We start from the raw sequence: 22,960 nt of genomic DNA, 5'->3' as shown, positions 1-22,960 counted from the left end.
CTCCACCGGCATCGGTAGAGGTAGGCGAGTTAGCTGCGGTTGCGTCCCTATCACGCCAGTAGATTGAGTCTTTCTGCATCACTGCGGAGGCTCGCCATGCTCTGTTTACTCCGCGCCAACTGGCCGCTATGGCCGTATGCAGTCGCATGGGAACGTCCGCTTTTGGCCGAAAGCGGACATTCACGACGATCCGCTTCTGGCCAAAAACAGTCGAAAGCACTCATCGAATGGCACGATTGTGGCTACCTTTGACAAGATCAAATGACCAAGCGCAATGAGAAAAACCCAATGCAGCACGAAGCACAGCTAAAAACCCTGCTCACTCAGGATCCTGCAAGGATGAAAATCCTGCGCATGACTCGCGAACTGAACTTGCCGGACTGCTGGATTGGCGCCGGTTTCGTGCGCAGCCTGGTGTGGGATCATCTGCATCAGCGCCAGTCTTCAGCGCTGCGCGCAGATATCGATATCATCTGGTTCGACCCGGCACGTGCCAGTGCGCAAGTAGATTCGGCACTGGAAAGCATACTCTCTAGCCTATGTAGCGAATTGAACTGGTCTGTAAAAAATCAGGCTCGAATGCACTTGCGCAACGCCGATGCTCCCTATCGCTCCGCTGCCGATGCAATGACCTATTGGCCCGAAACCGCAACCGCCGTCGCTGTCAGACTTGATCATCACGATGAGATAGAGGTTTTGGCGCCGTTCGGGCTGGAAGATCTGTTCTCGCTGGTGGTGCGGCCAACAGAGCGATTCAGAATCGAAAAACATGCCATGTTTCTGGACCGCATTCGAGCCAAAGCGTGGCGTGAGACTTGGCCCGACTTGATATTTGTCACGGAGCGGTGAGTTCACACTCTCGCCGGTTCTTGCCAGGTACGGCCATTCGCAGACAGCAACTTCTGACGCTATGATCGCAACATTCCATCTCTCCCGAACCCAACCCAATGCCCACCTCAAAAACCCGCCCAAGCCCCGCCCCGCTCCTCACCCCCGGCGAATCCGTGGTCCTCTTCGACGGCGTATGCAAACTCTGCAACGGCTGGGCGCGCTTCCTGATCCGCCACGACCACCAACACCGCGTACGTCTGGCCGCCGTGCAATCCCCCGAGGGTCAGGAGCTTCTGGCATGGGCCGGCCTCCCCATCGATCAATTCGACACCATGGCCGTCATCCGCGACCACCACTACTGGGAACGTTCCGACGCCTTCTTCGAAGTCATCAGCCAACTCCCGACCCGCTGGCAACCGTTGCAGTTGCTGCGCGTTTTCCCCCGCAGCCTGCGCGACTGGGCCTATGACCGCATCGCGCTAAACCGCTATCGCCTGTTCGGTAAATACGACACCTGCCTGCTCCCCACCCCAGATCACGAACAGCGCTTCCTGAAAGCCACCGCACCTACACCAGAAAGCTGAACAACTGCACCGGCGTCATCTTCGTGACCATCATCAGCACGATGACAAACATTCCGGCAAAACCCATCACGCCCATCCAGAACCATTTCCGGTACACGGCTTGATATTGCTCATCCAGCGCCGCGCCCACTTCGCTCGCACTCGCCGCCATAACGCACAGGCGTTTCTGCAACAGCAACACCGGCAACCATAGCGAGCCGACGCAGAAGAAGATGATCAGCGACGTCAGCACCCACTCGGTACTCATGCTCAGCCCAGAAAGCCGCATCAGCAGATAACCGGTGATGATCTGCACGAAACCGGCCGGCGTGGTGATCCACGCGTCGAAGCCGACGACCATGCGCGCGACGTGGGCGATCACTTGCGGGTTGCGCGTGCGGCTGGCGGCGATCAGGTAGAGGTAGGAGCCCATGCCGAAACCGAACAGGAAGATCGCGGCGATGATGTGCAGGTACTTCAGGCACAGGTAGAGCATGTCAGCGCTGCCCGTCCAAGAAGTTCACGGCCAGGCTCAGGTTGGCCGGGTCGTTGATCGCGGCCATGTACTCGGCGACGCTGATTTCGCCCACACACGGTCGGGCGCCGGCGGCCGGTACGTAGCCCGAAGCCATTTTTGTCGCCAGGGCCACGGCGGCGCAGCTGGGGATTTCCGGGCCTTTGTCGTTCAGGGCGGTGAGTTGCGCGGTCATCGACAGCGGTTTGCCGTCAACGCCGAGGCCTTGAACGTCGATGTACATCGCGCTTTTGCCATCGCCGAAACGTTCGAAGCGCAGGCCCAGTCGATGCAGTCTGCCGGCCCACAGGGCATGGTCGCGCACCAGCCCCACCTTGAGAGCCTGCGCCAGCAAGCCGTTGGCGATGCCGCCGAGTTTCAGCCCGGCGCCGGCCTTGAACTTCAGGGTCTGCGCGCCATAACGGCTGGCGAAGATGTCCATGTCCGGGACATCGACGTTGGCCAGCAGCCTGGTACCCATCTGCGGCATTTTGCGCAAGGTCAGGTCGAGCCAGCCAAACACTTCATGCACCTTGCCGTTTTTGAGTTGCTTGATCGGTTTGCCGGCATAGGCGAGTACGCCTTCGATGGTCGACAGCCCCGGCATTTTCGCCGAGGAGGAAATGCCGTGTTCGATCGAGTCGATGTGGGAAAAGCGCTGGCGCTGTTCATCGATGATTGCCGACGACAGCGTTGGCACCGAACTGCAACCGCTGAGAATCGCCACGCCAGCCTGTTTCGCCCGCACATCGAGCACGTCGATGCCATTGACGAACGTGCGGCAGTCCGCCAAGTCGCAGTAGTTCACGCCGGCGTCGATGCAACTCTCGGCGACGGCATAGGATTGCCCCTGAAACGGCCCGCCGGTGTGGACGACCAACTGAATGTTCAGCGCGCTCAATGCGGAATTGAACTCGCTGCCCATGGCGTCGCCGCACCAGCCTGCGCAGATGTTGGCCGAATGACTGTTGAGCTCATCGAGTTTGCTTTGCAACTTGCGCGGATCGCGGCCCGAGAGCACCAATTCCACGTCCGGCATCTGCGCCAGATGCCGGCACACGATGCTGCCGAAATTTCCGTAACCACCGACCACCATCACCCTGAACGGCATGCAATTCATCCCTAAGTCAGTCCATCAAACAGGCAGGAAGGATATAGGGCCGAACGTCGGCTAGCCATTCAATCAGTTACTCGCCACCCATTTGCAGTACTGCCAGGTGCGCAAGATATTTCCTGGTTGTTGCACGAGCGGCGCGCGCAGCGGTCACCCTGCTCCAGTGGTGTACGGCTCCCTGCCACCCTACCATTTGGACAAACGGAACACCGTCATCGGCCATTGCACTCGCGTCGTGCCGTCATTGAACAGACCGACGCGATCCATTTGTGCAGCAGGCAGCCAGAGTGTGCCATCGCGATCAAGAAACGGCGCATCGACCCAATGCAGGCGTGGGTCGACGATCAACGTCTCGATACGCCCATCAGGCCGGCGAACCCGTATGGCATCCTGAGCCAGATCGGAGAAGTACAGATTGCCACTGGCGTCCATCACGGTGCCCCCGGTGGGTGGCAGGTCAGCAAAGGGTTCAACGCGGCTGGCGAGTTGCGCAGGCGTCAGTGCCGAAGCGGTCAGATCAGTAATGCGAACCTTGGACCATGGGCCTTGCAGCGGCCCGAAATACAGCCATTCGCCGTTCGGACTGACCTCCAGTGGATCGGCATTGACACGAAGCGCAGTACCGTCCGGGGCCTTGAGCGTTTGACCGCCGAGCACAATGTTTCGCTCATGGCCGGCCGTCACCGAATGGTGCCCGTCCAGCACCCGTCTGGCGTCGCCGCTGACGAGATCAAGGACGATAATGCCCGCGTTACCGGCGTCGGTCAGAAAGGCATGCTGGCCCGCAAAACGAACGTCATCGATGTAACTGCCAGGACGGGCGACTTCAGCAGAAAACGGATAACTTTGCAGCACACGCTTTTCAACCAGATCGATGGCGACAAGTTTGGCGCCACCGGGTACCGGACTTCCGCCAAAGTCCGCCGCCCCGGTGTCCACGACCCACAACACGGACTTTTCCAGGCGCAAGGCGTTGATATTCACAAACGCCTTGCGCGGATCCTGCCCCGGCCCCCAGGCATTCCAACTCGGGTCCGGGAAGGCCGAGCGCTGGCCCTGAGCATCGAAAACGCTGAGTTGCGAACCACTGCCGCCCGTCCAGCGAGGACCGGCAACATAGGTTTGACCGTTGAAACGAGCCACTGCGTTCCAGATCTGTTCCTTGCTTTGCAACGCAACCTCAAGCACCGGACTTTGCGGGAACTGGCTTGCGCACCCGGCCAGCACGGCTGCAAGCATCAGCCCATATAACGGGGCGCGTGCGACTTTTACAGATGTGACGCCGAATTGGAAAAAAGTACCGAATGACATGGATCTGCCTCTGATGTGGGTTGATGAAAGAAGGAACACACAACGTGAAGGCTCAGCAGTTCCAAGGAGCTTCGGCATCGGCGTCGATGGCGTATTTCACCCGAGCCTGGGCATGTGCCTGCGGATCGACCGAAGCAAGCGCCGCCAAAACGATGTGATAGCGATCCACCTCAAAGAAGCTGCGCAACTCCGCGCGTGTGTCGCTGCGTCCAAATCCGTCGGTGCCCAGGCAGATGCACGGCGCCTGTAAATACGGCACCACCAATTGTGCATAGGCGCGCACGTAATCACTGGCTGCCACGACTGGCGCGTGACCGGGCAGACAATGCAGCAGGTGACTCTGGCACTCGACATCGCCGCCGAACACTTGCTGACGCTGCACCTCGCGGGCATCACGGGCGAGTTCGGAGAAGCTGGTCACGCTCCACACTTCGCTGCTGACTTGCCACTCTTGATCCAGCATGTGCGCGGCGGCAATCACCTCGCGCAGAATCGCTCCCGAACCCAGTAAACGAACCGCCGCTACCTCCTCGCCATAGCGGGCATAGAGGCGCATCCCGCGAATCACGTCCGCGTGTTCGTCTGATTCAAGTGAGGCCTGAACGTAGTTCTCGTTGGTTACCGTCAGGTAATAGAACTCATCCTCTTGCTGCTCAAGCATGCGCCGGCTGCCATGGTCGATGATCACTGCCACCTCGCTGGCAAATGCCGGGTCGTAGGCGCGGCAGTTGGGCACAGTGGCTGCCATCAACTGACTGGAGCCGTCCTGATGCTGCAGTCCTTCACCGGCCAGCGTTGTGCGCCCCGATGTGGCGCCGATCAAAAAGCCTCTGGCGCGCTGGTCGGCAGCTGCCCAGATCAGATCGCCAATGCGCTGAAAGCCGAACATCGAGTAGTAGATGTAGAACGGCAGCATCGGCTCGCCATTGACGCTGTAGGACGTGGCCGCAGCTATCCAGGAAGAAATCGCACCGGCTTCGGTGATGCCTTCTTCGAGCAGTTGCCCGTCGGTCGACTCCTTGTAATAGAGCAGCGCGCCGGCATCTTCTGGCTCGTACAACTGGCCGACAGATGAATAAATGCCGATCTGCCGGAACAGATTCGCCATGCCGAATGTGCGCGCTTCATCGGCGACAATCGGCACAATGCGCGGCCCCAATTGTTTGTCCTTGATCAGATGGGTGAACAGTCGCACCACCGCCATGGTCGTCGAGTTTTCACGCTCATCCGCCGTCAGCGCAAATCGGCCATAGCTGTCGAGCGGTGGCACTGCTATTGGTGCAGCCACACCGTTGCGCTTGGGCAAGTAACCGCCGAGTGCCCGTCGCTGCTGATGCAGATATCGCAGCTCGGGGCTGTCGTCGGCCGGTTTATAGAAGCGCATTTGTCCCACGGCCTCATCGTCCAGCGGCAAGGCGAAACGATCACGGAAGGCCTTGAGCACCTCGATATCGAGTTTTTTCTGCTGGTGCGAGGTGTTGCGCGACTCGCCGATCTGGCCCATGCCGAAACCTTTCTTGGTTTTGGCGAGCACCACGGTCGGCCTGCCCTTGTGCTTGCGCGCGGCCTCGAACGCGGCATGCAGCTTACGAAAGTCGTGACCGCCCCGGCGCAACGCATTGATCTGCTCCGGACTCATGTCTGCAACCAACGCCTGCAACTGCGGGTCCTGGTCGAAGAAATGGCTGCGGTTATACGCGCCGTCATTGGCCCCCAGATTCTGGTACTCGCCATCCACCATCCCGGCGAAGTGGCGTAACAGTGCATGGCCGTTATCGCGGGCAAACAATGGGTCCCAGTCCGAACCCCACAACACTTTGATCACATTCCAGCCGGCGCCGCTGAACAGTGACTCCAGTTCCTGAACGATTTGCCCGTTGCCGCGTACGGGTCCGTCGAGACGCTGCAGATTGCAGTTGATCACGAAGGTGACGTTGTCGAGACTCTCCCGCGCTGCCAGCGAAAGCGCCGCGATGGACTCCGGCTCGTCCATCTCGCCATCACCAAAAACGCCCCAGACATGTCGCCCCTCTGTCGAGGCAATCCCACGATGCTGCAAATACCGCAGGAACCGTGCCTGGTAAATCGCATTGATCGGGCCAATCCCCATTGAGCCCGTGGGAAACTGCCAGAAGTCGGGCATCAGCCAGGGATGCGGATAGGAACACAATCCGCCGCCCTTCACTTCTTGCCGGTAACGCTCCAGTTGCGACGCCTGCAAACGCCCTTCAAGAAAGGCCCGCGCGTACACCCCGGGGGCAGAGTGCGCCTGGAAATAAACCAGATCACCCCGCCCGGCTTCGCTGTCCGCACGGAAAAAGTGATTGAAGCCGACCTCGAAAATTTCCGCCGCCGAGGCGTAACTGGCGATGTGACCGCCCAATTCGCCATAGGCCTTGTTCGCCTTCGCCACCATGGCCAGGGCGTTCCAGCGAATGATCGAAGTGATGCGCTCCTCCATCACCAGATCCCCGGGATAAACCGGCTGCTGTTCGAGCGCGATAGTGTTCTGGTACAGCGAATACGCACTCGCCGTCGTTTGCACGCCGAGACGGCTGGCCTGCTCGGCCAGGCGCAGCAGCAAGAACCGTACGCGCGGTCTGCCGCCGACTTTGGCGACACCTGCCAGGGCTTCCAGCCACTCATTGGTTTCAATGGCATCGATGTCTTCGTGAACCGGCGTTCCGTGGGTTGGCCGTGGCGCGGTATCTTTCATGGCAGAACACCCTGACAGGTTGAATGGACGACTGGATCAGTTCGAGACGTGCTCAAGAAATATCAGTTGCAGCGGCTCCTCCAGCAGCTCATCCGCCGCGGCGGCAAAGCGCTTGAAGTAAGGCATGGCGAAATGCGCATCCAGTGCCGCCTGATCCTTGAAGGCCTCGCGCATGTAGAACGTGCCGCGCTGGTCGCGCAGTTCAAACAACACATAGTCGAGATTGCCCGGCTCTGCGCGTGTCGGTTCCACCAGCGCCAGCAAGTCTTGTTTCAGGGCCTGTTCCTGGCCTGACCTGGCCTTGAGCACGGCAATCGAGATCAATGTTTCTGCAGACTTGCTCATCTTCAATACTCCAGGGACCGGTTGCATTCAGAGAAAGGTAAACAGCGACTGGGCCGGCAAGCGCGACTTGGGCAGGCCTGCGTTGAAGTCTTCGCTGCTGTGATAGCCGAGGCTCACCACGACCAGACTGATGAAGCCCTGTTCGCGCAGGCCCAGTTCACTGTCGAGGACTTTGCTGTCGAAACCTTCCATCGGCGTCGCGTCGATACCCAGCGAGGCGGCACCCAGCAGCAATGTGCCCAGCGCGAGGTAGGTCTGCTTTTCCATCCAGTGCTGCAGGTCTTTCTGATCGAAGCGATGCAGATCGACAAAACCGCGCCGCCCACGCTCCTGCCCTGCTCGCGCCTCGGCATTGTGAAAACGCCCGTCCATGGCTTCCTGAGCCAGCAACGCTTGCAGGTATTCCTCCGGCAGATGTGTGCGAGTGCAAAAGACGATGACGTGCGACGCGTTGAGTATTTTCGGCTGGTTGAAGCTGAACGGTCCCTGGGTACTGTGGGCGATTCGCGCCCGGCTCTGATCACTCTCGGCAACCACGAAATGCCAAGGCTGAGAGTTGACCGACGACGGGCTGTTGCGCAGTTGTTCGAGCAGCAACTCCAGTGTGTGCCTGGGGATCTTGCGGTCGGCATCGAAAACTTTTGTGGTGAATCGGCGCTTGGCCAGAGAAACGAGATCCATGATTGAACTCCTGATCTGAAAAGTGAAAACGCAGAACTCAATGCCGCTTGAAAATCAGCGTGTCGGCGCCGGCGCTGCGTCGATCTTCAGGCGCATCAGGCTGTAAGGCTTTTGCCGCTGATCCTGCCCGGAACGGAATGCCGCCTGGCGATGCAACTGGTTGGCGATGAAATACAGATAGCCATCGGGGCCAATGGACAATGTGTCTGGCCAGAGCAGACGCGGGTCGTGGACCAGCGTTTGCCATTGGCCGTCCGGCAGACGCTTGCGGATCGAGTTGTGCTCGTAATCGCCGGCATAGATGGCGCCGGCGGCGTCAGCCTCCAGACCATCGGACGCGCCCTTCTCCCCCAGATCCTGCACGGCAGCCGTCAGTTGCTGTTCACTGAAGTTGGCATCACGCAGCAACGCGGTGGCCACCGAATACAGGTGCCGACTCGACAGCGGTGTGAAATACAGCGTCTTGCCGTCCGCCGACAGCGCGATGCCGTCCGAGGCCACGCCCAGCGGTCTGCGCTTGCCGTCCGGACCTTCAACGGTGAGTGACAGGCCTTCAACCACCGGGACAAAGGTCGGGTCAACCGAGGTCGCCGGCACACCGCTCAAACGGCGCATGGCACTGCCGCTGGCGATGTCCATGACGATGATCGCACCCGGTCCGCGCAGGGACGAGTCAGTGAGATAGACCGTACCCTCTGGGCCTGTGCGGAAGTCGAAACGCATGTCGTTGACGTAGGTACTCGGCAACATGACGTTGTCCGGGAACACCAGACGCTTGACGATCTTGTTGCTGACCAGATCCACCGCGATCAGCTTCGCGCCTTTGGGTTTTGGGTCGGCGAAACCCGGCGCGGCGGTATCGAGCAACCAGACACGGCCCCGCCCGTCGGCCACCACGCTCTGTACGCTGATCAGACCATCACTGGGATCGTTGAGGTTTTCCTGGTTGATCGCCGCGTTCGGGTAAGCCACGACTTTGCCGTCGCGGATCTCGCCCACGGTGAACGGCACGTTGTCGCCCCAACGCGGGAAGTTGACGAAGATGCGCCCGGTTTCGGTGACGGTCACGCCGGTGGGCATCGCGTCGTAGAACGCATGGACCTGTTCGAGCGTGCCGAACGATCGGTCGGCGGGGGCATTGGCCGGCAACGCGACGGCGCTGATTGCATGGGCGAACGGCGCCGCCATGACCATGACCAATGCAGCAGAAAGCTTTTTCATACGCATGAGCTGCTCCTGACAGGCCCGCGTGCAGGCCCGTCTGAATGAGTGAAATCAGAAACCTTCGAGCACCAGTTTGCCTCGGGCCTTGCCGCTCTCGACCAAGGCATGGGCACGGCGCATGTTTGCCGCGTTGATCGCGCCAAAATGTTCACCGACAGTCGTTTTCAAAATGCCCTGGTCAATCAGATCGCTGACGCGATTGAGCAGGTGATGCTGCTCGATCATGTCCGGGGTTTCGTACAGCGAACGGGTGAACATCAGCTCCCAGTGCAGCGACAGCGACTTGCGCTTGAGCGGCATCACGTCGAGGCTTTCAGGATCGTCGATCACGCCCAGACGCCCTTGTGGTCGAAGCACTTCGATCAGCTGGGCAAAATGCTGCTCGGTATGGGTCAGGCTGGCGACATGGCTGACCTCGTCAATGCCCAGTGCCTGCAACTGTGCGAGCAGCGGCTGACTGTGATCGATGACGTGATGCGCGCCCAACTGCCGGACCCAGTCAGCCGTTTCCTGCCGCGAGGCGGTGCCGATGACAGTCAGCCGCGTCAACTGTCGGGCCAGTTGCACCAGCATCGAGCCGACGCCGCCCGCTGCCCCCGTGATCAACAGGCACTTGCCCTGCCCTGAACCTTCGCTGACACCGAGACGGTCGAACAACAATTCCCAGGCGGTGATCGACGTCAACGGCAATGCTGCCGCATCCGCTGCACTTAACGAACGCGGTTTGTGCCCGACGATTCGCTCGTCCACCAGGTGAAATTCGCTATAACTGCCGGTGCGGGCAAGGGAGCCTGCGTAGAACACTTCGTCGCCAGGCTGAAACAGCGTCACTTCAGCACCGACCTCACGGACGATGCCGGCGGCATCCCAGCCGAGGATTTTCGGTTCTTTGGTGAAAGTGCCGGCGCGCACTTTGGTATCGACCGGATTGACCGACACCGCACGAACTTCTACGAGCAAATCCCGTGGGCCGGGAGTCGGCACCGGCAGGTCGATGTCCTGCAACGATTGCGGATCTTCAATGGGCAAAGCGTGTTGGGTGAAGGTGATGGCTTTCATGGAAACTCGCTGTCTGAAGAGCTGATGTGCTCACTTGCCGCCATCTTCGACTTCCCAGGCACAAAGAAAAACCAGCAGAATGGGCCAACACTTTCACTGCAGGAGTGAAAATGATCCGCATTGATGATCTTGGTTTGTTCACCCGCAGCGCCGCGCTGGGCAGCTTCACCGCTGCCGCCCTTGAGGCCGATTTATTGCCCGGTCAGGTTGCCGCGGCGATCAAGCGTCTGGAGCGTGAGCTGGACGTGCGCCTGTTTGCGCGCACCACCCGCAGCCTGCGATTAACCGCCGAGGGCGAGCAATACTTGCCCACCGCCCACTCGGTGCTGGAGGCGCTCAAGCAAGGCAAGGAAAACCTGCGCGGTGAAAACGCCACGTTGCGCGGTGTGCTGCAAGTGACGGCGCCGTCCGATCTGGGGCGCAACATTTTGCTGCCGTGGCTTACGCTGTTTCGCCGCCAGCACCCGGAGCTGACCTTGCGATTTTCTCTGTCGGACCAGATCGCAGACTTGTTTCGCGACCCGGTAGACGTGGCGATTCGATACGGCTCGAATGAAGATGCCAACTACGTGGCGCTGCCGTTGGCACCGTGGAACCGGCGGGTGCTGGTCGCCGCACCGGAATACGTGGAGCGCCACGGATACCCGCAAACACCGGACGATCTGCACAACCACCCTTGCCTGCTCTACCAGCAAGGTGGCCGGGTCTACGACAAGTGGAGCCTGGGCAGTGAAACGATCCAGGTCTCGGGACCGATGTTCAGCGACGACGCCGACGTCGTGCGCCGCTGGGCGTTGAGCGGCGAAGGCATCGCCAACAAATCCTGGCTGGACGTCAGTGCAGACGTGATCGCAGGGCGACTGATCGTGCTGCTGAAGGATTTCCCCGGCAATGCCTCACCCTTGAGTCTGGTGTGCCCGCATCGCAAGCAGATCAGCCCGGCGGTGTCTCAGCTTTATACGTGGTTGAGTGGCCAGTTTGCCGCTCTGGAACGCATCCAATAGCCCCCCCGTTGCTTGCCACATTGACGAACCGCCCGTCGAATGTTCAGATGCCGCCCTGTTTCAGGTGCCCCCTGCCGCCGTGCATGGGGTGAAACGGGAAACCGGTACGTTCTTTTCGAACAAGTCCGGTGCTGCCCCCGCAACGGTATGCGCGTGATGCTTTCGACAGACCACTGTGGCCACTCGGCCATGGGAAGGTGAAAGCCTCGATACGCGCGAGCCCGGAGACCGGCCTGAAATGCTGTTTGGCAAAATCCTGCGGTGGGCGGGCATGGGCCGGTATTGGCTGTGCGCGATGCCTTCTCCTGCATGCTCTTCTGCGAAGATCCTTTTCGAGAAGACAATGATTCGACCTTTCAACACTTGTGCTCCAACCCTGTTCCTTGGCTGCCTGTTCAGCCCGCTGCTACTGGCCGACGACGCGCCGCTGGAACTCAATCAGCAAATCGTTTCTGCACCGTCAGTGGAATCGACCACTGTCGCCGACATGGCCAAGTTCGGCAGTAAAGTCGAGATCGTCAGCCGCGAACAGATCGAGCGCGCCGGCCCCAGCGCCGATGTCAGCCGTGTCATGCAGATGTTCATTCCCGGCCTGTACGTTGCGCCGAAAAACGGCCCGTTCGATTACGGCACCTATTCGCTGCTCGGCGGGCGCAACGACGACACGCTGATCCTGCTCGACGGTGTGCGCCTGAACAATCGACTGTACGGCGGCCTGTATCTGGACACCCTGCCGGCCAATGCCATCGAGCGCATCGAAGTGCTCAAGGGCGGGCAGAGCCTGTTGTTCGGCACCCAAGCGGTGTCGGGGGTGATCAACATCGTCACCCGCAGCCCGCAGAGCCGCAAAACCTCCGGCGAAGTGAATCTGGGCGTCGACAGTTTCGGCGGCACCAGCGAAGACGCTCGGGTCGAGAATATCTTCACCAACGGTTTCGGCGATCTCGGCTTGCTGGCGTACGTCAGCCACAACGTCTCCGACGGTTACCAGCCGTATCGCAACCGTGACATGAAAAACGTCAGCGAGAAGAAACGTGCCTACGAAGTCACCACCTTCGGCGGCAAGGCCATTCAGTCGTTCGGCGATGATTCGCGGCTGGAACTGTTCTACCAATATGCCGACGCCAATCTCGACTTCGCCCGCCCGGTCGACAATCACACGACCACCAACGATCGCGTGCAGCAGATCGCCACGGCGACCTTTGAGCAGAACATCAACGAGCGCCTGAGTTACTTCGTCAAAGGTCATCTCAACGACTGGGACACGCGCTACACGCGGGTCAACAACGTCGCCGGCGGCGGCACCAAAGTCATCAACCACAACGACTATTGGGGCTTCACCGACTGGGGTGTGCAGGCCGAAGGCAAGGCTGAATTGCCCGGCGGCCATGTGCTGGTGTTTGGCACCGACAATCAATGGTTCAAGGGCCAGGACGATGTACTGATCATCGATAACGACAAGGCCGAAGCGCATGCGTTCTACACGCAATTGCGCCCGCAGATCGACGCGCTGCCGAACTGGCACCCGAGCATTGGCGTTCGCCACGAAGCCATGAGCGGCGGCGACGGTGCCACGGTCGGCATGCTCACTTCGCTGTATGACCTCAACGACAACTGGTCCGTGCGTGGCCAATACGGCAGCGCCTACAAACTGCCGAACGCCGAGCAACTGTTCGTCAACGAACCGGGCGACGAGATCGGCAACCGTAATCTCAAACCGGAAAAAAGCCGCAACGCGGAACTGGGTGTCGACTACAAAGGCTTTCTGCGGGATCGCGAATTCAGCGCCAGCGTGACTCTGTTCAAACGCAAGATCGACGACTTGATCACCCTCGACGGCATTCAGTGGGTCAACGGTGAAGACCAGGTGCGGATGCGCGGTTTCGAGGCTGACGCGAAACTGGCACTCAACGATCAGTGGAGCCTGCAAGCGGACATGACCCGCAACCTCACCGAATCGCGCACGGGGGCGACCATCAATGACATCCCGAGCTTCTTCGCCCGTTCCCGCGTGGGTTATGAATCGGAAAATCGCCTGTGGGGTGCCGGCGGCGCGATCCGCTACATACGCGACATCACCAGTTCGAAACAGGTTGAATACGGCAACTATTCGGTGGTCGACGCCGACGCTTATCGCTACCTCGACCACGCCCACCAACACCGCGTGAGCCTGCTGGTGGAGAACCTGTTCGACCGTGATTATGTCACCAGCCGCTCGAGCAACGTTGACAACCTCGGCCGGCCGTTCACCTCCGAAGTGCGCTACACGTACCGTTTCTGATGAGTGAAATCAAAACCGTCGACGGCGTCGACACGCACCCGGACTGGTCGCACCTTCCCGAGCATGCGCGCCACGTGTTCATCTGCACCGGCCCGCGCTGTACTCAGCGCGGCGCCTTGCAGTTATGGAAAACCTTGCGCCGGCATTTGCTCGCGCACGATCGCATCGAGACGCCGGGCGGCGTGCTGTTGACCCGCACGCACTGCCAGTTTCCGTGCAATCTGGGGCCGATCCTGACGGTGTATCCGGAGCGCTGCTGGTATGGCGTGCACAGCAAGGCAGATGTGCAGCGATTGGTCGACGGGCATCTGGTCGGCGGTGAAGTGGTCGAGGATTTGCTGATCAAGGCGCGCACATGAGGAAGCTCTGGTGTGGGCTCGGCGCCCTGCTCTGCTCGTCAGCGCTGCTGGCTGACAGTTTCAGCAATTGCGGCGAAGACTGGCACCTTGCGCCAACACCGCCCTCGCGGATTGTTGCGCTCAACCAGCATGCGGCCGACATCGTGCTGGCCTTGGGTGCGGGGCCATTGTTGGTCGGCGTGGCCTATCTGGATGACACCTTTGCCGGACAGCGGCCCTCGGAGTATTTCGGCGTGCCGGTGATCGCGCGGCAGTACCCGTCCAGCGAGGTGTTGTACGCGCAGAAGCCGGATCTGGTGATCGGTGGTTTTGCCACCGCATTCGGCGACGGGGTGACCTCACGCTCGGGACTGGCGCGCAATGGCGTGGGTTCGTATCTGCTGGAATCCGCCTGCAACGGGCACTCGCTCGATTATTTCGCGCATGTACACAATGACTTGCTGACGCTGGGCAAGCTGCTGCACCAGCAGCAAAAAGCCCAAGCATTGATCGACTCCATGGAAAAGGACATTGCCAGCGCCAAAGCCTTGGCCGGTGCGGGTAAACCACTGTCGGTGTTCTATCTCGACAGCGAGGTCAAAGGCCTCGACAGTGAAGGTCGACGCGGCTTTGTCACTCCGCTGCTGGCGGCTGCCGGGGCACGCAATGTGTTCGCCGACATTGATCTTTATCGGGTGACCGTCAACAGCGAAACCCTGCTGGCCAGCGACCCCGACGTGATCCTGCTGGCCGACGCCGAATGGTCGCCGGCCAGTCGCAAACGCTATCTGTTGACCCGCGACCCGGTGCTCTCGCAACTGCGCGCCGTGCGCGAAAATCGCCTGATCGACATTCCCTTCACCCATCTGCTGCCAACCCTCAACAGCGGTCGAGTGGCGCGGGACCTGGCCCGCCAGATCAATGCGTTGAACAAAAAATAAATGAACCTGCCGCACCCCACGCCACCTAACGCACAGACCATCAGGAGGTAGCCAATGCAAATCGAAACCGTGTGGATCGTACTGGCGGCAGTTCTTCTGCTTATCGAACTCTGGGCCATCAATCGGGTGCGCAAGAGCGAGGGGAAATCGAGCAATAAAGGCGTGTGGATCGTGCTGATTGTGTTTGTGCCGCTGTTTGGCTTGATTGCCTGGGCGTTGGCGGGGCCCAAGCATGTCCGTCAGCATTCGGCATCGTAAGCGGATTTCTTAGCCGTCGCGCGGTGCTTGCCAGCTGAGAAAGCGGTGATCTGCAATGCTTGCAATGCCTTTTTCATGCAGGCTGCACGAAGGCTTTTTGCCTGTGACGTCGTAAGCCCTTGATCTGTAGCGGTCGATTACCAGCCATGGATTGGCACGCCAAATGCCACTGATTCAGGGCATTCACAGCACCGTGAAAAAACGGCCTGTGTTCACTCCGTGACAGCAGAGGCAACCCCCATGAACGCTATCGACCTTCTCAAAGCCGATCATGCAAAAGTCAAAGACATCCTCAGCCAACTCAGCGACTCGACGGAGCGGGCGCTGAAAAAACGTGTCGAGTTGTTGGGCAAACTGGAAATGGAAATCTCCATCCATACCCGTCTCGAAGAGGAAATCCTCTACCCCGCGTTCAAGGCCGCTGGCAGCAAGGAACAGGACGTCATGTACTTCGAAGCCAAAGAAGAACACCGCACCGTCGATTCACTGGTGCTGCCCGATCTGAAACTGACCGACCCGGGCACCCCGGAGTTTTCCGGCCGGGTTAAAGTGGTCAAGGAACTGCTCGAGCACCATATCGAAGAGGAAGAAACGGAAATGTTCCCTCAGGCGAAAAAGCTCCTGGGCAAGGAAAAACTCGAAGAGCTGGGCGCGCAGATGGAAGCCATGAAAGCCAGCTGCAAGAAGGAGATGGCGGCGGGAAATATGGCTGCCTGATCCGTTGCAAGTTGACGAGCCCGGCTTTGGCCGGGCTTTTTTCTGGTTGCTCGCATTGTCACCCTGCTGCAGGATCAACCGTCGACAACAGGGAATGTTGAAATGAACCAGACAACACATCGGCGAATTGTGGTGGTGGGGGCAGGCATCGTCGGCGCCTCTCTTGCGTATCACCTGTCCGGCAAAGGTGCGCAGGTCACCTTGATTGAGGCCGGAGAGATCGCCAGCGGCGTGACGGCAAGCTCTTTCGCCTGGATCAATACCACCTACGCCGGTGCTGATCCGATTGCGCAATTACGTGGTGCGGCCATCGAAGCCTACCACCGACTCGAAACCGAGCTCCCGGATTTGCAGATTCACTGGAGCGGAGCTTTGTCGTACAACGCATCGGCAGAACATCCGGCTTCGGCGACGCTGCTAACAGCTGCCGAAGTGCTTGCCCGCGAGCCCAACCTGAAAAGTCCCCCACCCTGCGCGTTGTATCACGCGGAAGAAGGCGCACTCGACGCCGTGCAGGCCTCCCACGCCTTGATTGCCGGTGCCCAGGCGCTCGGGGCGCAATTGCTCACGCAAACCCGAGTGACCGGTTTCAAAACCTGCAACGCAGATGTCACCGGCGTTGAAACCGCAGCGGGCACATTTGATGCCGACCTTGTTGTGCTTGCCGCGGGGACCGGCACCCAACAGTTAGCGCAGATGCTCAACGTGGCCCTGCCCATCGACGCCTCCCCCGCCATTTTCATCCGCTACAAGACCCAACCGGACCTCGTCAAAGGCATCATTTCCAGCCCCGAAATGGAAACTCGGCAAAGTGCCGACGGCACGTTGCTGGCCGCTGAAGATTATCTGGGGGAAGCGCCGGGCAACTCGCCGCCAGACATCGCCCGGCAAACCGCCGAAGCCATACGCAAAGCACTTCACGGGGTGGTGTCCATTGCGCCGCAAACCGTTGCCGTCGGATTCCGGCCCATGCCCGCTGATGGCATCCCCGTGGTCGGTTACTTGCCCGGTGTCGGCGGGGTTTACGTTTGCGCGATGCATCCCGGTGTGACGCTCGCGGCAATCGTCGGGCGCCTCGCCAGTGAAGAGCTGCTGGATCAGCAGTCATCCGCAGCTCTTGAGCCATGCCGCCCAGAGCGACTCTTTCAGACTTGATTTAGACTTGCCGACGTTTCGCAGCAAAGGACTGCACGCAACGCAGCGTCATTCCATGCACTGGCAAATCGAAGCACAACAGGAGAACAGCATTGACGGTACGCAAGGACGCTTCATTCGCCTATCAGGCGGTTTACCACTACCTCCTCGGCCTGATCGAGGCGGCCAGTGGCACGACTGAGCAGAAACTGCCGTCCCTGCGACAACTGGCCCTGCGCCTGGGCGTTTCGGTATCGACAACCAAATACGCCTACGCACTGCTCGAAGACGAGGGCCGAATTCACGCCAAAGCCAGGTTCGGCTATTTCACCCGGTCGATGCCGGCGGCGCCTGTGACGGCCAGCTCCGATGATCTTCTGGACAGCGTCTTCGCCAGTGCCCGTCAGCCTGCAATGTTGGCGTTGAGCAGCGATGCCCCGGCGATGCTGCTGTCGCTGCAGCGGCCGTTGTTGCTGATGGAGCGCGAACTGACCCGCCAATATCCGCACGCCCACACGCCGCTCTATCAGCCGCTCGGCGAGGCCGAATTGCGCGCGGCCCTGGCGCAGCGCTACACCGTTTCCGCCCACAGCCACTGGCAGGCCGAGCAGGTGTATATCGGCGCGGATCTGCGCAGCGTGCTGGAATTGTCGCTCAGCGCCTTGAACCTCGGTGGCAGCGTGGCACTGGTGGAGTCGCCCTGCTCATGGGCGATTCTGCGTCAATTGCAGGCGGCCAATATTCGCGTCATCGAAATGCCCCTCGGCGATGACGGCCGCTTCAACCTGCCCGCGCTGAACGAACTGCTCACACGCGAACCGGTACGCCTGGCGGTGCTCTCCTCCACGGTGAATATTCCCCAGGGCCAGTTGATGCCCGCGCAGGATAAACAGCAGATCTGTCGCTGGCTGGCCGAGCGCGATGTCTGGCTGTTCGAAAACGACGCTTGGGGCGAATTGTGTTTCTCCGATTCACCCGCGCGCTATCGCGATTTTGCCGACCCCGACAAGCTGCTGGTGTTCTCGACGTTCGACAAGATCATTGGCGGCGAAGCCCCGTATGGTTATGTGCTGTGCCGCCAGCATGCAACGCAATTTCATCGATTGTTTATGCAGCGTGGGTTTCGCCTCTCGCCGGTTCGGCAAAAAGCGATTGCCAGACTCTACAGCTCCAGGCGCATCGACCAGCACCTGACCATCCTGCGAGCACTATTGCTCAAGCGCATGCAACAGCTACAGATCTTGTTGGAAGAACACGGTAACGGTCAGTGGCAGGTAGTCGCCCCACAGGGCGGTGCGAGCTTCTGGCTCAAAGCTGTGCGTCCAATCGACATGCAACGGGTGTTCGAGCGCCTGCTGACCGAGCGGATCGTCATCGCCCCCGGCGAGATCTTCAGCCAGCAAGGCGCCTGGAAGCAGCACCTGCGCCTGAGCTACACCCTCGATTGGGACAAGGATATCGGCCATGCGGTGCAACGACTGGCGCAGGCGTTCATCGAAGAAAACCGCGTCTACAGTCCATAGCAATGCCGCGCCTCAGGAAACCGGCCATGGCGCACATCGTCGGCAAACTGTGCGCAAGCATCGCTTATCACCGCACCGACATCGGCGTAGCGCTTGACGAAACGTGGCAGATGCTCGCCGCCCAGGCCGAGCACATCTTCGGTGACCAGCACTTGCCCGTCGCAGGCCGGTGAGGCGCCGATGCCGATGGTGGGCATTGGCGAGTCCAGGGTAATCTGCCGCGCCACGCCCTCCGCCACTCCTTCGAGCAACAGGCTGAAGGCGCCTGCGTCTAGATTGGCCCGGGCATCCTCGGCAATCACTGCGCCGGTTTCAGCGGTCAGGCCCTGGGCCTTGAAACCGCCCATGACGTTGACGAATTGCGGCATCAAGCCGACATGCGCCATGACCGGAATCCCACGTGCCACGAGAAACTCGACAGTAGACGCCAAGGCCTTGTTGGCCTCCAGCTTGACCGCGTCGCAACCGGTGCGCGCCAATACCTGAGCGCAATTACGAAAGGCCTGCTCGTGGGATTCCTGATAACTGCCAAATGGCATATCGGCGACCACACAGGCCAGGCGCGTGCTATCGACCACCGCCCGCGTATGACCGATGATTTCTTCAAGCTGCATGCTCAGTGTCGAGGCGCGGCCATAACCGACCATGGCCGTGGAATCGCCGACCAGAATGAAGTCGACGATCGGGTCGATCAGTTTGGCGATGCTGCTGGTATACGCCGTCAGCGAGACGATTTTCTGCTGGCCTTTCATGGCAACCAACTGCGGCACGGTCAGGCGTTTGGTGCGGGCATGCAGGCTCATGGGCGAATCCTTGAGGCAGCCGCCCGTAAACGATAAATGTTGTCGAAATCAACGCAAAAATCTTCCATACAGTGCTCAATTCCAAAGGTTTCGAGCGGTCGATTATTCGCCTGACGTAAAAACATTCAATGCACAGATTTACCTGAAAAAGCGACCCAGGGGCCCCCCGCGTCAGTCTGCCCGGTTGAAATGCCGATAGGCATCGGGATGCTTTATTTCAGCGTTTAACGCAGGATGTGTTGCTCGTGCAGCGCCCGCCACGCCTTTTCATCCAGCACGTCGAATTCCTCACGTCTTAAAGGAAAGCTATTCATGGAAGAAGTCATTACCTACCGAACCGCCACCGCCGAAGATGCTCTGGCGATGTGCGAGCTGGGTCAATTGCTCAATTCGGTTCACCACGCTGCCCGCCCCGATATCTACGCCGCCGCGACAGATGATTTTGCCCGCGACTTGCCGCACTGGTCCGGTGTTTTCGAGAAGCCCGGGCAGATTGTCTTCATCGCCAGTGTTGGTGATCAACCCGCCGCCTTCATCACGGCAAATCTGTCCGCCAGTTCCGGCCCGCTGATGCAGCCGCAGAACGTGGTTCGCATTGGCTCGGTCTGTGTGGCCGAGCCGTTTTGGGGCAAAGGCATTGGCCGCGCGCTGATTCAACGGGTTAAGGACTGGGCCATCGAGCAGAATGCACAGGACTTGCGCCTGATGGTCTGGCCATTCAACGAGCGCGCGGTGCGCATGTACGCCGAGTTCGGCTTCGAGACCCGCGCCCTGGAGATGGGCGTGCGTTTGTCGCAAGCGCCCAGGTCCGATCATCAATAACTCTTGCGAAATATCCGCATGAACCCTATCGAATGGTCCCATCCTGCCGACAACATCCTGTGTGGACAGCGAGAGGTTTCAACGACGCAAGTCCGTCCCGTATAAAGCTACTTTCCATTACGATTCAAGAGGCTGCACCCATGAGCAATGCCTGGAACGAAGGTTATTTCACGGACGAAGGCTACACCTACAGCTATAGCCGGGAAATCAATCCGGTTTTCCAGCGTTACTGCCTGTTGTTGCGCGGCTTTGCCGGCCTGGACAATCCCGACGGTTATCACTGCGAGCTCGGTTTTGGTCAGGGTGTATCGATCAATATCCACGCCACGGCCAACCCGGCAGGCTTCGTCGGTACCGACTTCCACCCCGGTCAGGCGGCCCATGCCATTGAGCTGGCGGAACTCAGCAACAACGGCGCAAAACTCTATGACGACAGCTTCGAGCAACTGCTTGCGCGCCATGATTTGCCGCAATTCGACAGCATCAGCCTGCATGGCATCTGGACCTGGGTCAGCCGCGACAACCAGAAGCTGATCGTCGAATTCGCCCGGCGCCACCTCAAACCGGGTGGTCACCTGTACGTCAGCTATAACGCATTCCCGGGCTGGTCGCCTTCAGCGCCGTTGCGCCAGTTGTTCAGCCTGCACGACCGCTTTGCCAGTCACTCGACGCGAGCGGATCAGCGCATCGATGCCGCGTTGCAGTTTTCCGAAGCGCTGCTGGCGGCCAACCCCAAGTACGCCATCGCCGCGCCGAGTCTGGGTGCCCGGCTGCAGACCATCAAAGGTCAGGACCGCCAATACGTCGCCCACGAATATTTCAATCGCGACTGGAACTGCATGTATTTCGCCGACATGGTGGATGCGCTGGCCCCGGCCAAGCTCGATTACGTCACGACGGCGGTGCCGCTGGATTCGGTCGACGTACTCAACCTGAGCGCCGAAGGCCTGGCCTTTCTCGACGGTATCGAACACCCGGTGATGCGCGAGCAGGCGCGTGACTACTTCGTCAACCAGGCTTTCCGTCGCGACCTGTATGTGCGCGGTGCCAACCGACTCAGCGCTGCCGAGCGCCGGTCGCGAATGCTCAATACGCGATTTGTGCTGATGCAACCGACAGAAAACGTAGCGTCCAGTGTCACCGGCCCTGCTGGCGAAGCGTCACTGCAAGCGGAAATTTACCGCCCGGTCCTCAATGCACTCGCCGGCCAGACCTACGAAGCCAAAACGATGCAGCAGTTGCTCGATGCGGTGTCACCAATGGCCTACGACGATCTGGAACAGGCCATCGCCATCCTGGTCAGCATGGGCGCGGTAGCCCCTTGCCAGAGCGAAGCCGCCGAGGCGCTGGTGTACGAACGCTGCGCCGCGTTCAACTTGCAACTGTGCAAGCGCGCGCTGTTCAACGCCGATATTCAGGTGCTGAGCAGCCCGGTTACCGGTGGTGGCGTCACGGTCAGTCGCTTCCAGCAACTGTTCCTGATCGCAATCCGCCAAGGCAAACAGCACCCGGCGGAGTGGGCGCAACTGGCGTGGAGCGTCATCGCCGAACAAAACGAAGTGTTGGTCAAGGACGGCAAAACGCTGACCACCGCCGAAGCCAACATCGCCGCACTGACCGAACAGGCCCAGGCATTTGCCGAGCAATCGCTGATCGTGCTGAGTGCTTTGAAAATCGTTTGATCGGCGTGGGTGGTGCGCAACGGGCAGGAAATCTTAATCAAACGCCCCGTTGAGCACCTCATAAATCAGCCCGGTTGCCAGCGCGACCAGTATCAGGTCCGTGCCCACCTGCTGCCATTCATAACCTTCGTAATGCGGCAAATGACCGACCAGGCGTCCATCGAGCTTTTTCGCGATCCCGGGCGGCAGCGGTTTGCCGCGTGCAAGGTTCTTTTGAATGCCCGGTGGCAGCGCAGGCCCCGGGCTCCAGTAGTCGCGGTAGCCGCCAACAATCCCGAGCACATTGCCGCGATCGATACTAGGGGCATGACTCCAGTCACCGCCAGAGTTGTTGCCCTTGTTGCCATTGCCTTTCTGGTTACCGTGACCCTGCATGTTCTGCGGATTGCCCTTGCCATTGCCATTGCCATTGCCCTGCCCCTTCCCATTGCCGGGATCGGCCAATGCCATCGCCGAGCTGAAAACCAGGGCCAGGGAAGAAATCGTTGCAATCAACCTACGTGACTTGATCATACGGCGCGCCTTCATGGTGGGATGCTCCTGTGTCATCTTGACGTTACACATCAGCTTAGTTTATTCCGGCTGACCGATCGTCGATTACAGCCCAGCCCATCGACACCGCCTGACAGGAGCTATTTCATGGAGTTGAAGTTCAGCCACATCGACGTACTGGTCAAAGACCTTGAACAAGCTTGTGCCTATTACGCGCAGATACTGCAGGCGCGGATCTCCACAACGCAGATCTGGAATCGCGGGGGTCTGCACGTACGCTATGCCGTGGCGTTGATCGGTCAGGAACGCTTCATGCTGGTCCAGCCGCTGGCGGGCAATCTCAAGGAGCTGTTGGATACGGTGGGCGAAGGCATGATTTACCGTCATTGCTACACGACCCCTGATATCGAACTGGCCTACGACGAACTGGTCGCCAGCGGGGTTCAGCCGGAGGACGAAAACGGCCAGCCGCTGATTCGCGAGAACCTGCAGTCGCCCTCCGGGACACGCATCATCTGGCTGCCGAAACGCTTCGGACATTTCTCGATCGAGATTCTTGAAGAGCGGGCGCTGGGGGCGTTTATCGAGGCGGCATTTGCCTGAGCGT

The 22,960-nt window shown here is 59.9% G+C and carries 23 protein-coding genes and 1 riboswitch; of the genes, 13 read left to right on the top strand and 10 right to left on the bottom strand.

Annotation, left to right across the window (positions count from 1 at the left end):
* Window positions 1–288: 288 nt before the first annotated feature.
* Together ACOYXJ_RS22430 and ACOYXJ_RS22425 are read left to right on the top strand one after the other, a co-directional pair.
* Window positions 289–849, top strand: a complete 561-nt coding sequence (locus ACOYXJ_RS22430) for a nucleotidyltransferase family protein (RefSeq protein WP_460373000.1) — start codon at window positions 289–291, stop codon at window positions 847–849.
* Window positions 850–947: 98 nt separating this feature from the next.
* Entirely contained in the window at window positions 948–1,415 is a 468-nt protein-coding gene (locus ACOYXJ_RS22425; protein WP_460371491.1) for a thiol-disulfide oxidoreductase DCC family protein, read from the top strand.
* Here ACOYXJ_RS22425 and ACOYXJ_RS22420 read toward each other — a convergent pair.
* From ACOYXJ_RS22420 to ACOYXJ_RS22385, 8 genes are all read right to left on the bottom strand, one after another.
* Window positions 1,399–1,890 carry a DUF2269 family protein gene (locus tag ACOYXJ_RS22420; RefSeq protein ID WP_460371489.1) on the bottom strand — a complete coding sequence of 164 codons (492 nt, stop codon included), beginning with the start codon at window positions 1,888–1,890 and terminating at the stop codon, window positions 1,399–1,401. The two genes, ACOYXJ_RS22425 and ACOYXJ_RS22420, sit on opposite strands and share 17 nt — an antisense overlap.
* Before the next feature lies 1 nt (window position 1,891).
* Window positions 1,892–3,019 (bottom strand): saccharopine dehydrogenase family protein, encoded by a 1,128-nt coding sequence (locus ACOYXJ_RS22415; protein WP_460371487.1) that lies wholly within the window; start codon window positions 3,017–3,019, stop codon window positions 1,892–1,894.
* A gap of 189 nt (window positions 3,020–3,208) precedes the next feature.
* Window positions 3,209–4,333, bottom strand: a complete 1,125-nt coding sequence (locus tag ACOYXJ_RS22410; RefSeq protein WP_460371485.1) for an L-dopachrome tautomerase-related protein — start codon at window positions 4,331–4,333, stop codon at window positions 3,209–3,211.
* A 52-nt stretch (window positions 4,334–4,385) separates the two neighbouring features.
* Entirely contained in the window at window positions 4,386–7,049 is a 2,664-nt protein-coding gene (mdeB, locus tag ACOYXJ_RS22405; RefSeq protein ID WP_460371483.1) for an alpha-ketoglutarate dehydrogenase, read from the bottom strand.
* 36 nt (window positions 7,050–7,085) lie between these two features.
* Entirely contained in the window at window positions 7,086–7,394 is a 309-nt protein-coding gene (locus tag ACOYXJ_RS22400; protein WP_460371481.1) for a putative quinol monooxygenase, read from the bottom strand.
* Between the two features lie 27 nt (window positions 7,395–7,421).
* Window positions 7,422–8,075, bottom strand: coding sequence for an oxygen-insensitive NAD(P)H nitroreductase (gene nfsB, locus ACOYXJ_RS22395; RefSeq protein WP_460371479.1), 654 nt, complete (start codon window positions 8,073–8,075; stop codon window positions 7,422–7,424).
* Between the two features lie 54 nt (window positions 8,076–8,129).
* Entirely contained in the window at window positions 8,130–9,302 is a 1,173-nt protein-coding gene (locus ACOYXJ_RS22390) for an L-dopachrome tautomerase-related protein (RefSeq protein ID WP_460371477.1), read from the bottom strand.
* 48 nt (window positions 9,303–9,350) lie between these two features.
* On the bottom strand, window positions 9,351–10,358 hold the full coding sequence (locus ACOYXJ_RS22385; RefSeq protein WP_150729064.1) for a zinc-binding alcohol dehydrogenase family protein: 1,008 nt from the start codon (window positions 10,356–10,358) through the stop codon (window positions 9,351–9,353).
* A gap of 110 nt (window positions 10,359–10,468) precedes the next feature.
* On the opposite strand from ACOYXJ_RS22385, the gene ACOYXJ_RS22380 reads away from it, so the two are divergent.
* The 8 genes from ACOYXJ_RS22380 (at window position 10,469) to ACOYXJ_RS22345 (ending at window position 18,554) form a co-directional block, all read left to right on the top strand.
* A complete protein-coding gene (locus ACOYXJ_RS22380) occupies window positions 10,469–11,362 on the top strand; it encodes a LysR family transcriptional regulator (protein WP_095118539.1) in 894 nt (297 codons plus the stop codon).
* A gap of 45 nt (window positions 11,363–11,407) precedes the next feature.
* Window positions 11,408–11,613: riboswitch (cobalamin riboswitch) on the top strand.
* A 92-nt stretch (window positions 11,614–11,705) separates the two neighbouring features.
* Window positions 11,706–13,643, top strand: a complete 1,938-nt coding sequence (locus ACOYXJ_RS22375) for a TonB-dependent receptor plug domain-containing protein (RefSeq protein ID WP_460371475.1) — start codon at window positions 11,706–11,708, stop codon at window positions 13,641–13,643.
* Window positions 13,643–14,002, top strand: coding sequence for a (2Fe-2S) ferredoxin domain-containing protein (locus tag ACOYXJ_RS22370; protein WP_460371473.1), 360 nt, complete (start codon window positions 13,643–13,645; stop codon window positions 14,000–14,002). Before ACOYXJ_RS22375 ends, ACOYXJ_RS22370 begins: the two co-directional genes overlap by 1 nt.
* Complete coding sequence (locus tag ACOYXJ_RS22365; protein ID WP_460371471.1) at window positions 13,999–14,922, top strand: ABC transporter substrate-binding protein; 924 nt, start codon at window positions 13,999–14,001, stop codon at window positions 14,920–14,922. Before ACOYXJ_RS22370 ends, ACOYXJ_RS22365 begins: the two co-directional genes overlap by 4 nt.
* A gap of 54 nt (window positions 14,923–14,976) precedes the next feature.
* A complete protein-coding gene (locus ACOYXJ_RS22360) occupies window positions 14,977–15,180 on the top strand; it encodes a PLD nuclease N-terminal domain-containing protein (protein WP_016984840.1) in 204 nt (67 codons plus the stop codon).
* 240 nt (window positions 15,181–15,420) lie between these two features.
* Entirely contained in the window at window positions 15,421–15,897 is a 477-nt protein-coding gene (locus tag ACOYXJ_RS22355; RefSeq protein WP_034155440.1) for a hemerythrin domain-containing protein, read from the top strand.
* A 102-nt stretch (window positions 15,898–15,999) separates the two neighbouring features.
* Entirely contained in the window at window positions 16,000–17,052 is a 1,053-nt protein-coding gene (locus tag ACOYXJ_RS22350; protein ID WP_460371469.1) for an NAD(P)/FAD-dependent oxidoreductase, read from the top strand.
* 92 nt (window positions 17,053–17,144) lie between these two features.
* The gene (locus ACOYXJ_RS22345; protein WP_460371467.1) at window positions 17,145–18,554 is read left to right on the top strand and encodes an aminotransferase-like domain-containing protein; all 1,410 of its coding nucleotides are present in this window, start codon (window positions 17,145–17,147) and stop codon (window positions 18,552–18,554) included.
* On the opposite strand, the gene panB is transcribed toward ACOYXJ_RS22345, so the two are convergent.
* The gene (panB, locus tag ACOYXJ_RS22340) at window positions 18,542–19,357 is read right to left on the bottom strand and encodes a 3-methyl-2-oxobutanoate hydroxymethyltransferase (protein ID WP_460371465.1); all 816 of its coding nucleotides are present in this window, start codon (window positions 19,355–19,357) and stop codon (window positions 18,542–18,544) included. The two genes, ACOYXJ_RS22345 and panB, sit on opposite strands and share 13 nt — an antisense overlap.
* 312 nt (window positions 19,358–19,669) lie before the next feature.
* Between panB and ACOYXJ_RS22335 the strand changes: the two genes are divergently transcribed.
* Together ACOYXJ_RS22335 and ACOYXJ_RS22330 are read left to right on the top strand one after the other, a co-directional pair.
* Window positions 19,670–20,179, top strand: a complete 510-nt coding sequence (locus ACOYXJ_RS22335; RefSeq protein ID WP_460371463.1) for a GNAT family N-acetyltransferase — start codon at window positions 19,670–19,672, stop codon at window positions 20,177–20,179.
* Between the two features lie 140 nt (window positions 20,180–20,319).
* Complete coding sequence (locus ACOYXJ_RS22330; protein ID WP_102899073.1) at window positions 20,320–21,861, top strand: class I SAM-dependent methyltransferase; 1,542 nt, start codon at window positions 20,320–20,322, stop codon at window positions 21,859–21,861.
* Between the two features lie 33 nt (window positions 21,862–21,894).
* On the opposite strand, the gene ACOYXJ_RS22325 is transcribed toward ACOYXJ_RS22330, so the two are convergent.
* A complete protein-coding gene (locus ACOYXJ_RS22325; RefSeq protein ID WP_191622705.1) occupies window positions 21,895–22,374 on the bottom strand; it encodes an anti-virulence regulator CigR family protein in 480 nt (159 codons plus the stop codon).
* Window positions 22,375–22,500: 126 nt separating this feature from the next.
* On the opposite strand from ACOYXJ_RS22325, the gene ACOYXJ_RS22320 reads away from it, so the two are divergent.
* Window positions 22,501–22,956, top strand: a complete 456-nt coding sequence (locus ACOYXJ_RS22320; protein WP_460371460.1) for a VOC family protein — start codon at window positions 22,501–22,503, stop codon at window positions 22,954–22,956.
* Window positions 22,957–22,960 lie beyond the last annotated feature (4 nt).

Source organism: Pseudomonas sp. Tul2A7, from assembly GCF_054790505.1.
Note: the sequence above shows the minus strand (reverse complement) of the source record. Positions and strands in the feature narration are given on the sequence as shown.

What these genes read in the sequence shown, in the direction of transcription:
- ACOYXJ_RS22335 (WP_460371463.1), top strand. Translation starts at nt 19,670, where the DNA reads ATGGAAGAAGTCATTACCTACCGAACCGCCACCGCCGAAGATGCTCTG.
- ACOYXJ_RS22370 (WP_460371473.1), top strand. Translation starts at nt 13,643, where the DNA reads ATGAGTGAAATCAAAACCGTCGACGGCGTCGACACGCACCCGGACTGG.
- ACOYXJ_RS22390 (WP_460371477.1), bottom strand. Translation starts at nt 9,302, where the DNA reads ATGCGTATGAAAAAGCTTTCTGCTGCATTGGTCATGGTCATGGCGGCG.
- ACOYXJ_RS22420 (WP_460371489.1), bottom strand. Translation starts at nt 1,890, where the DNA reads ATGCTCTACCTGTGCCTGAAGTACCTGCACATCATCGCCGCGATCTTC.
- mdeB (WP_460371483.1), bottom strand. Translation starts at nt 7,049, where the DNA reads ATGAAAGATACCGCGCCACGGCCAACCCACGGAACGCCGGTTCACGAA.
- nfsB (WP_460371479.1), bottom strand. Translation starts at nt 8,075, where the DNA reads ATGGATCTCGTTTCTCTGGCCAAGCGCCGATTCACCACAAAAGTTTTC.
- ACOYXJ_RS22385 (WP_150729064.1), bottom strand. Translation starts at nt 10,358, where the DNA reads ATGAAAGCCATCACCTTCACCCAACACGCTTTGCCCATTGAAGATCCG.
- ACOYXJ_RS22400 (WP_460371481.1), bottom strand. Translation starts at nt 7,394, where the DNA reads ATGAGCAAGTCTGCAGAAACATTGATCTCGATTGCCGTGCTCAAGGCC.
- ACOYXJ_RS22430 (WP_460373000.1), top strand. Translation starts at nt 289, where the DNA reads ATGCAGCACGAAGCACAGCTAAAAACCCTGCTCACTCAGGATCCTGCA.
- ACOYXJ_RS22375 (WP_460371475.1), top strand. Translation starts at nt 11,706, where the DNA reads ATGATTCGACCTTTCAACACTTGTGCTCCAACCCTGTTCCTTGGCTGC.
- ACOYXJ_RS22410 (WP_460371485.1), bottom strand. Translation starts at nt 4,333, where the DNA reads ATGTCATTCGGTACTTTTTTCCAATTCGGCGTCACATCTGTAAAAGTC.
- panB (WP_460371465.1), bottom strand. Translation starts at nt 19,357, where the DNA reads ATGAGCCTGCATGCCCGCACCAAACGCCTGACCGTGCCGCAGTTGGTT.
- ACOYXJ_RS22330 (WP_102899073.1), top strand. Translation starts at nt 20,320, where the DNA reads ATGAGCAATGCCTGGAACGAAGGTTATTTCACGGACGAAGGCTACACC.
- ACOYXJ_RS22355 (WP_034155440.1), top strand. Translation starts at nt 15,421, where the DNA reads ATGAACGCTATCGACCTTCTCAAAGCCGATCATGCAAAAGTCAAAGAC.
- ACOYXJ_RS22325 (WP_191622705.1), bottom strand. Translation starts at nt 22,374, where the DNA reads ATGATCAAGTCACGTAGGTTGATTGCAACGATTTCTTCCCTGGCCCTG.
- ACOYXJ_RS22360 (WP_016984840.1), top strand. Translation starts at nt 14,977, where the DNA reads ATGCAAATCGAAACCGTGTGGATCGTACTGGCGGCAGTTCTTCTGCTT.
- ACOYXJ_RS22425 (WP_460371491.1), top strand. Translation starts at nt 948, where the DNA reads ATGCCCACCTCAAAAACCCGCCCAAGCCCCGCCCCGCTCCTCACCCCC.
- ACOYXJ_RS22415 (WP_460371487.1), bottom strand. Translation starts at nt 3,019, where the DNA reads ATGCCGTTCAGGGTGATGGTGGTCGGTGGTTACGGAAATTTCGGCAGC.
- ACOYXJ_RS22380 (WP_095118539.1), top strand. Translation starts at nt 10,469, where the DNA reads ATGATCCGCATTGATGATCTTGGTTTGTTCACCCGCAGCGCCGCGCTG.
- ACOYXJ_RS22350 (WP_460371469.1), top strand. Translation starts at nt 16,000, where the DNA reads ATGAACCAGACAACACATCGGCGAATTGTGGTGGTGGGGGCAGGCATC.
- ACOYXJ_RS22320 (WP_460371460.1), top strand. Translation starts at nt 22,501, where the DNA reads ATGGAGTTGAAGTTCAGCCACATCGACGTACTGGTCAAAGACCTTGAA.
- ACOYXJ_RS22365 (WP_460371471.1), top strand. Translation starts at nt 13,999, where the DNA reads ATGAGGAAGCTCTGGTGTGGGCTCGGCGCCCTGCTCTGCTCGTCAGCG.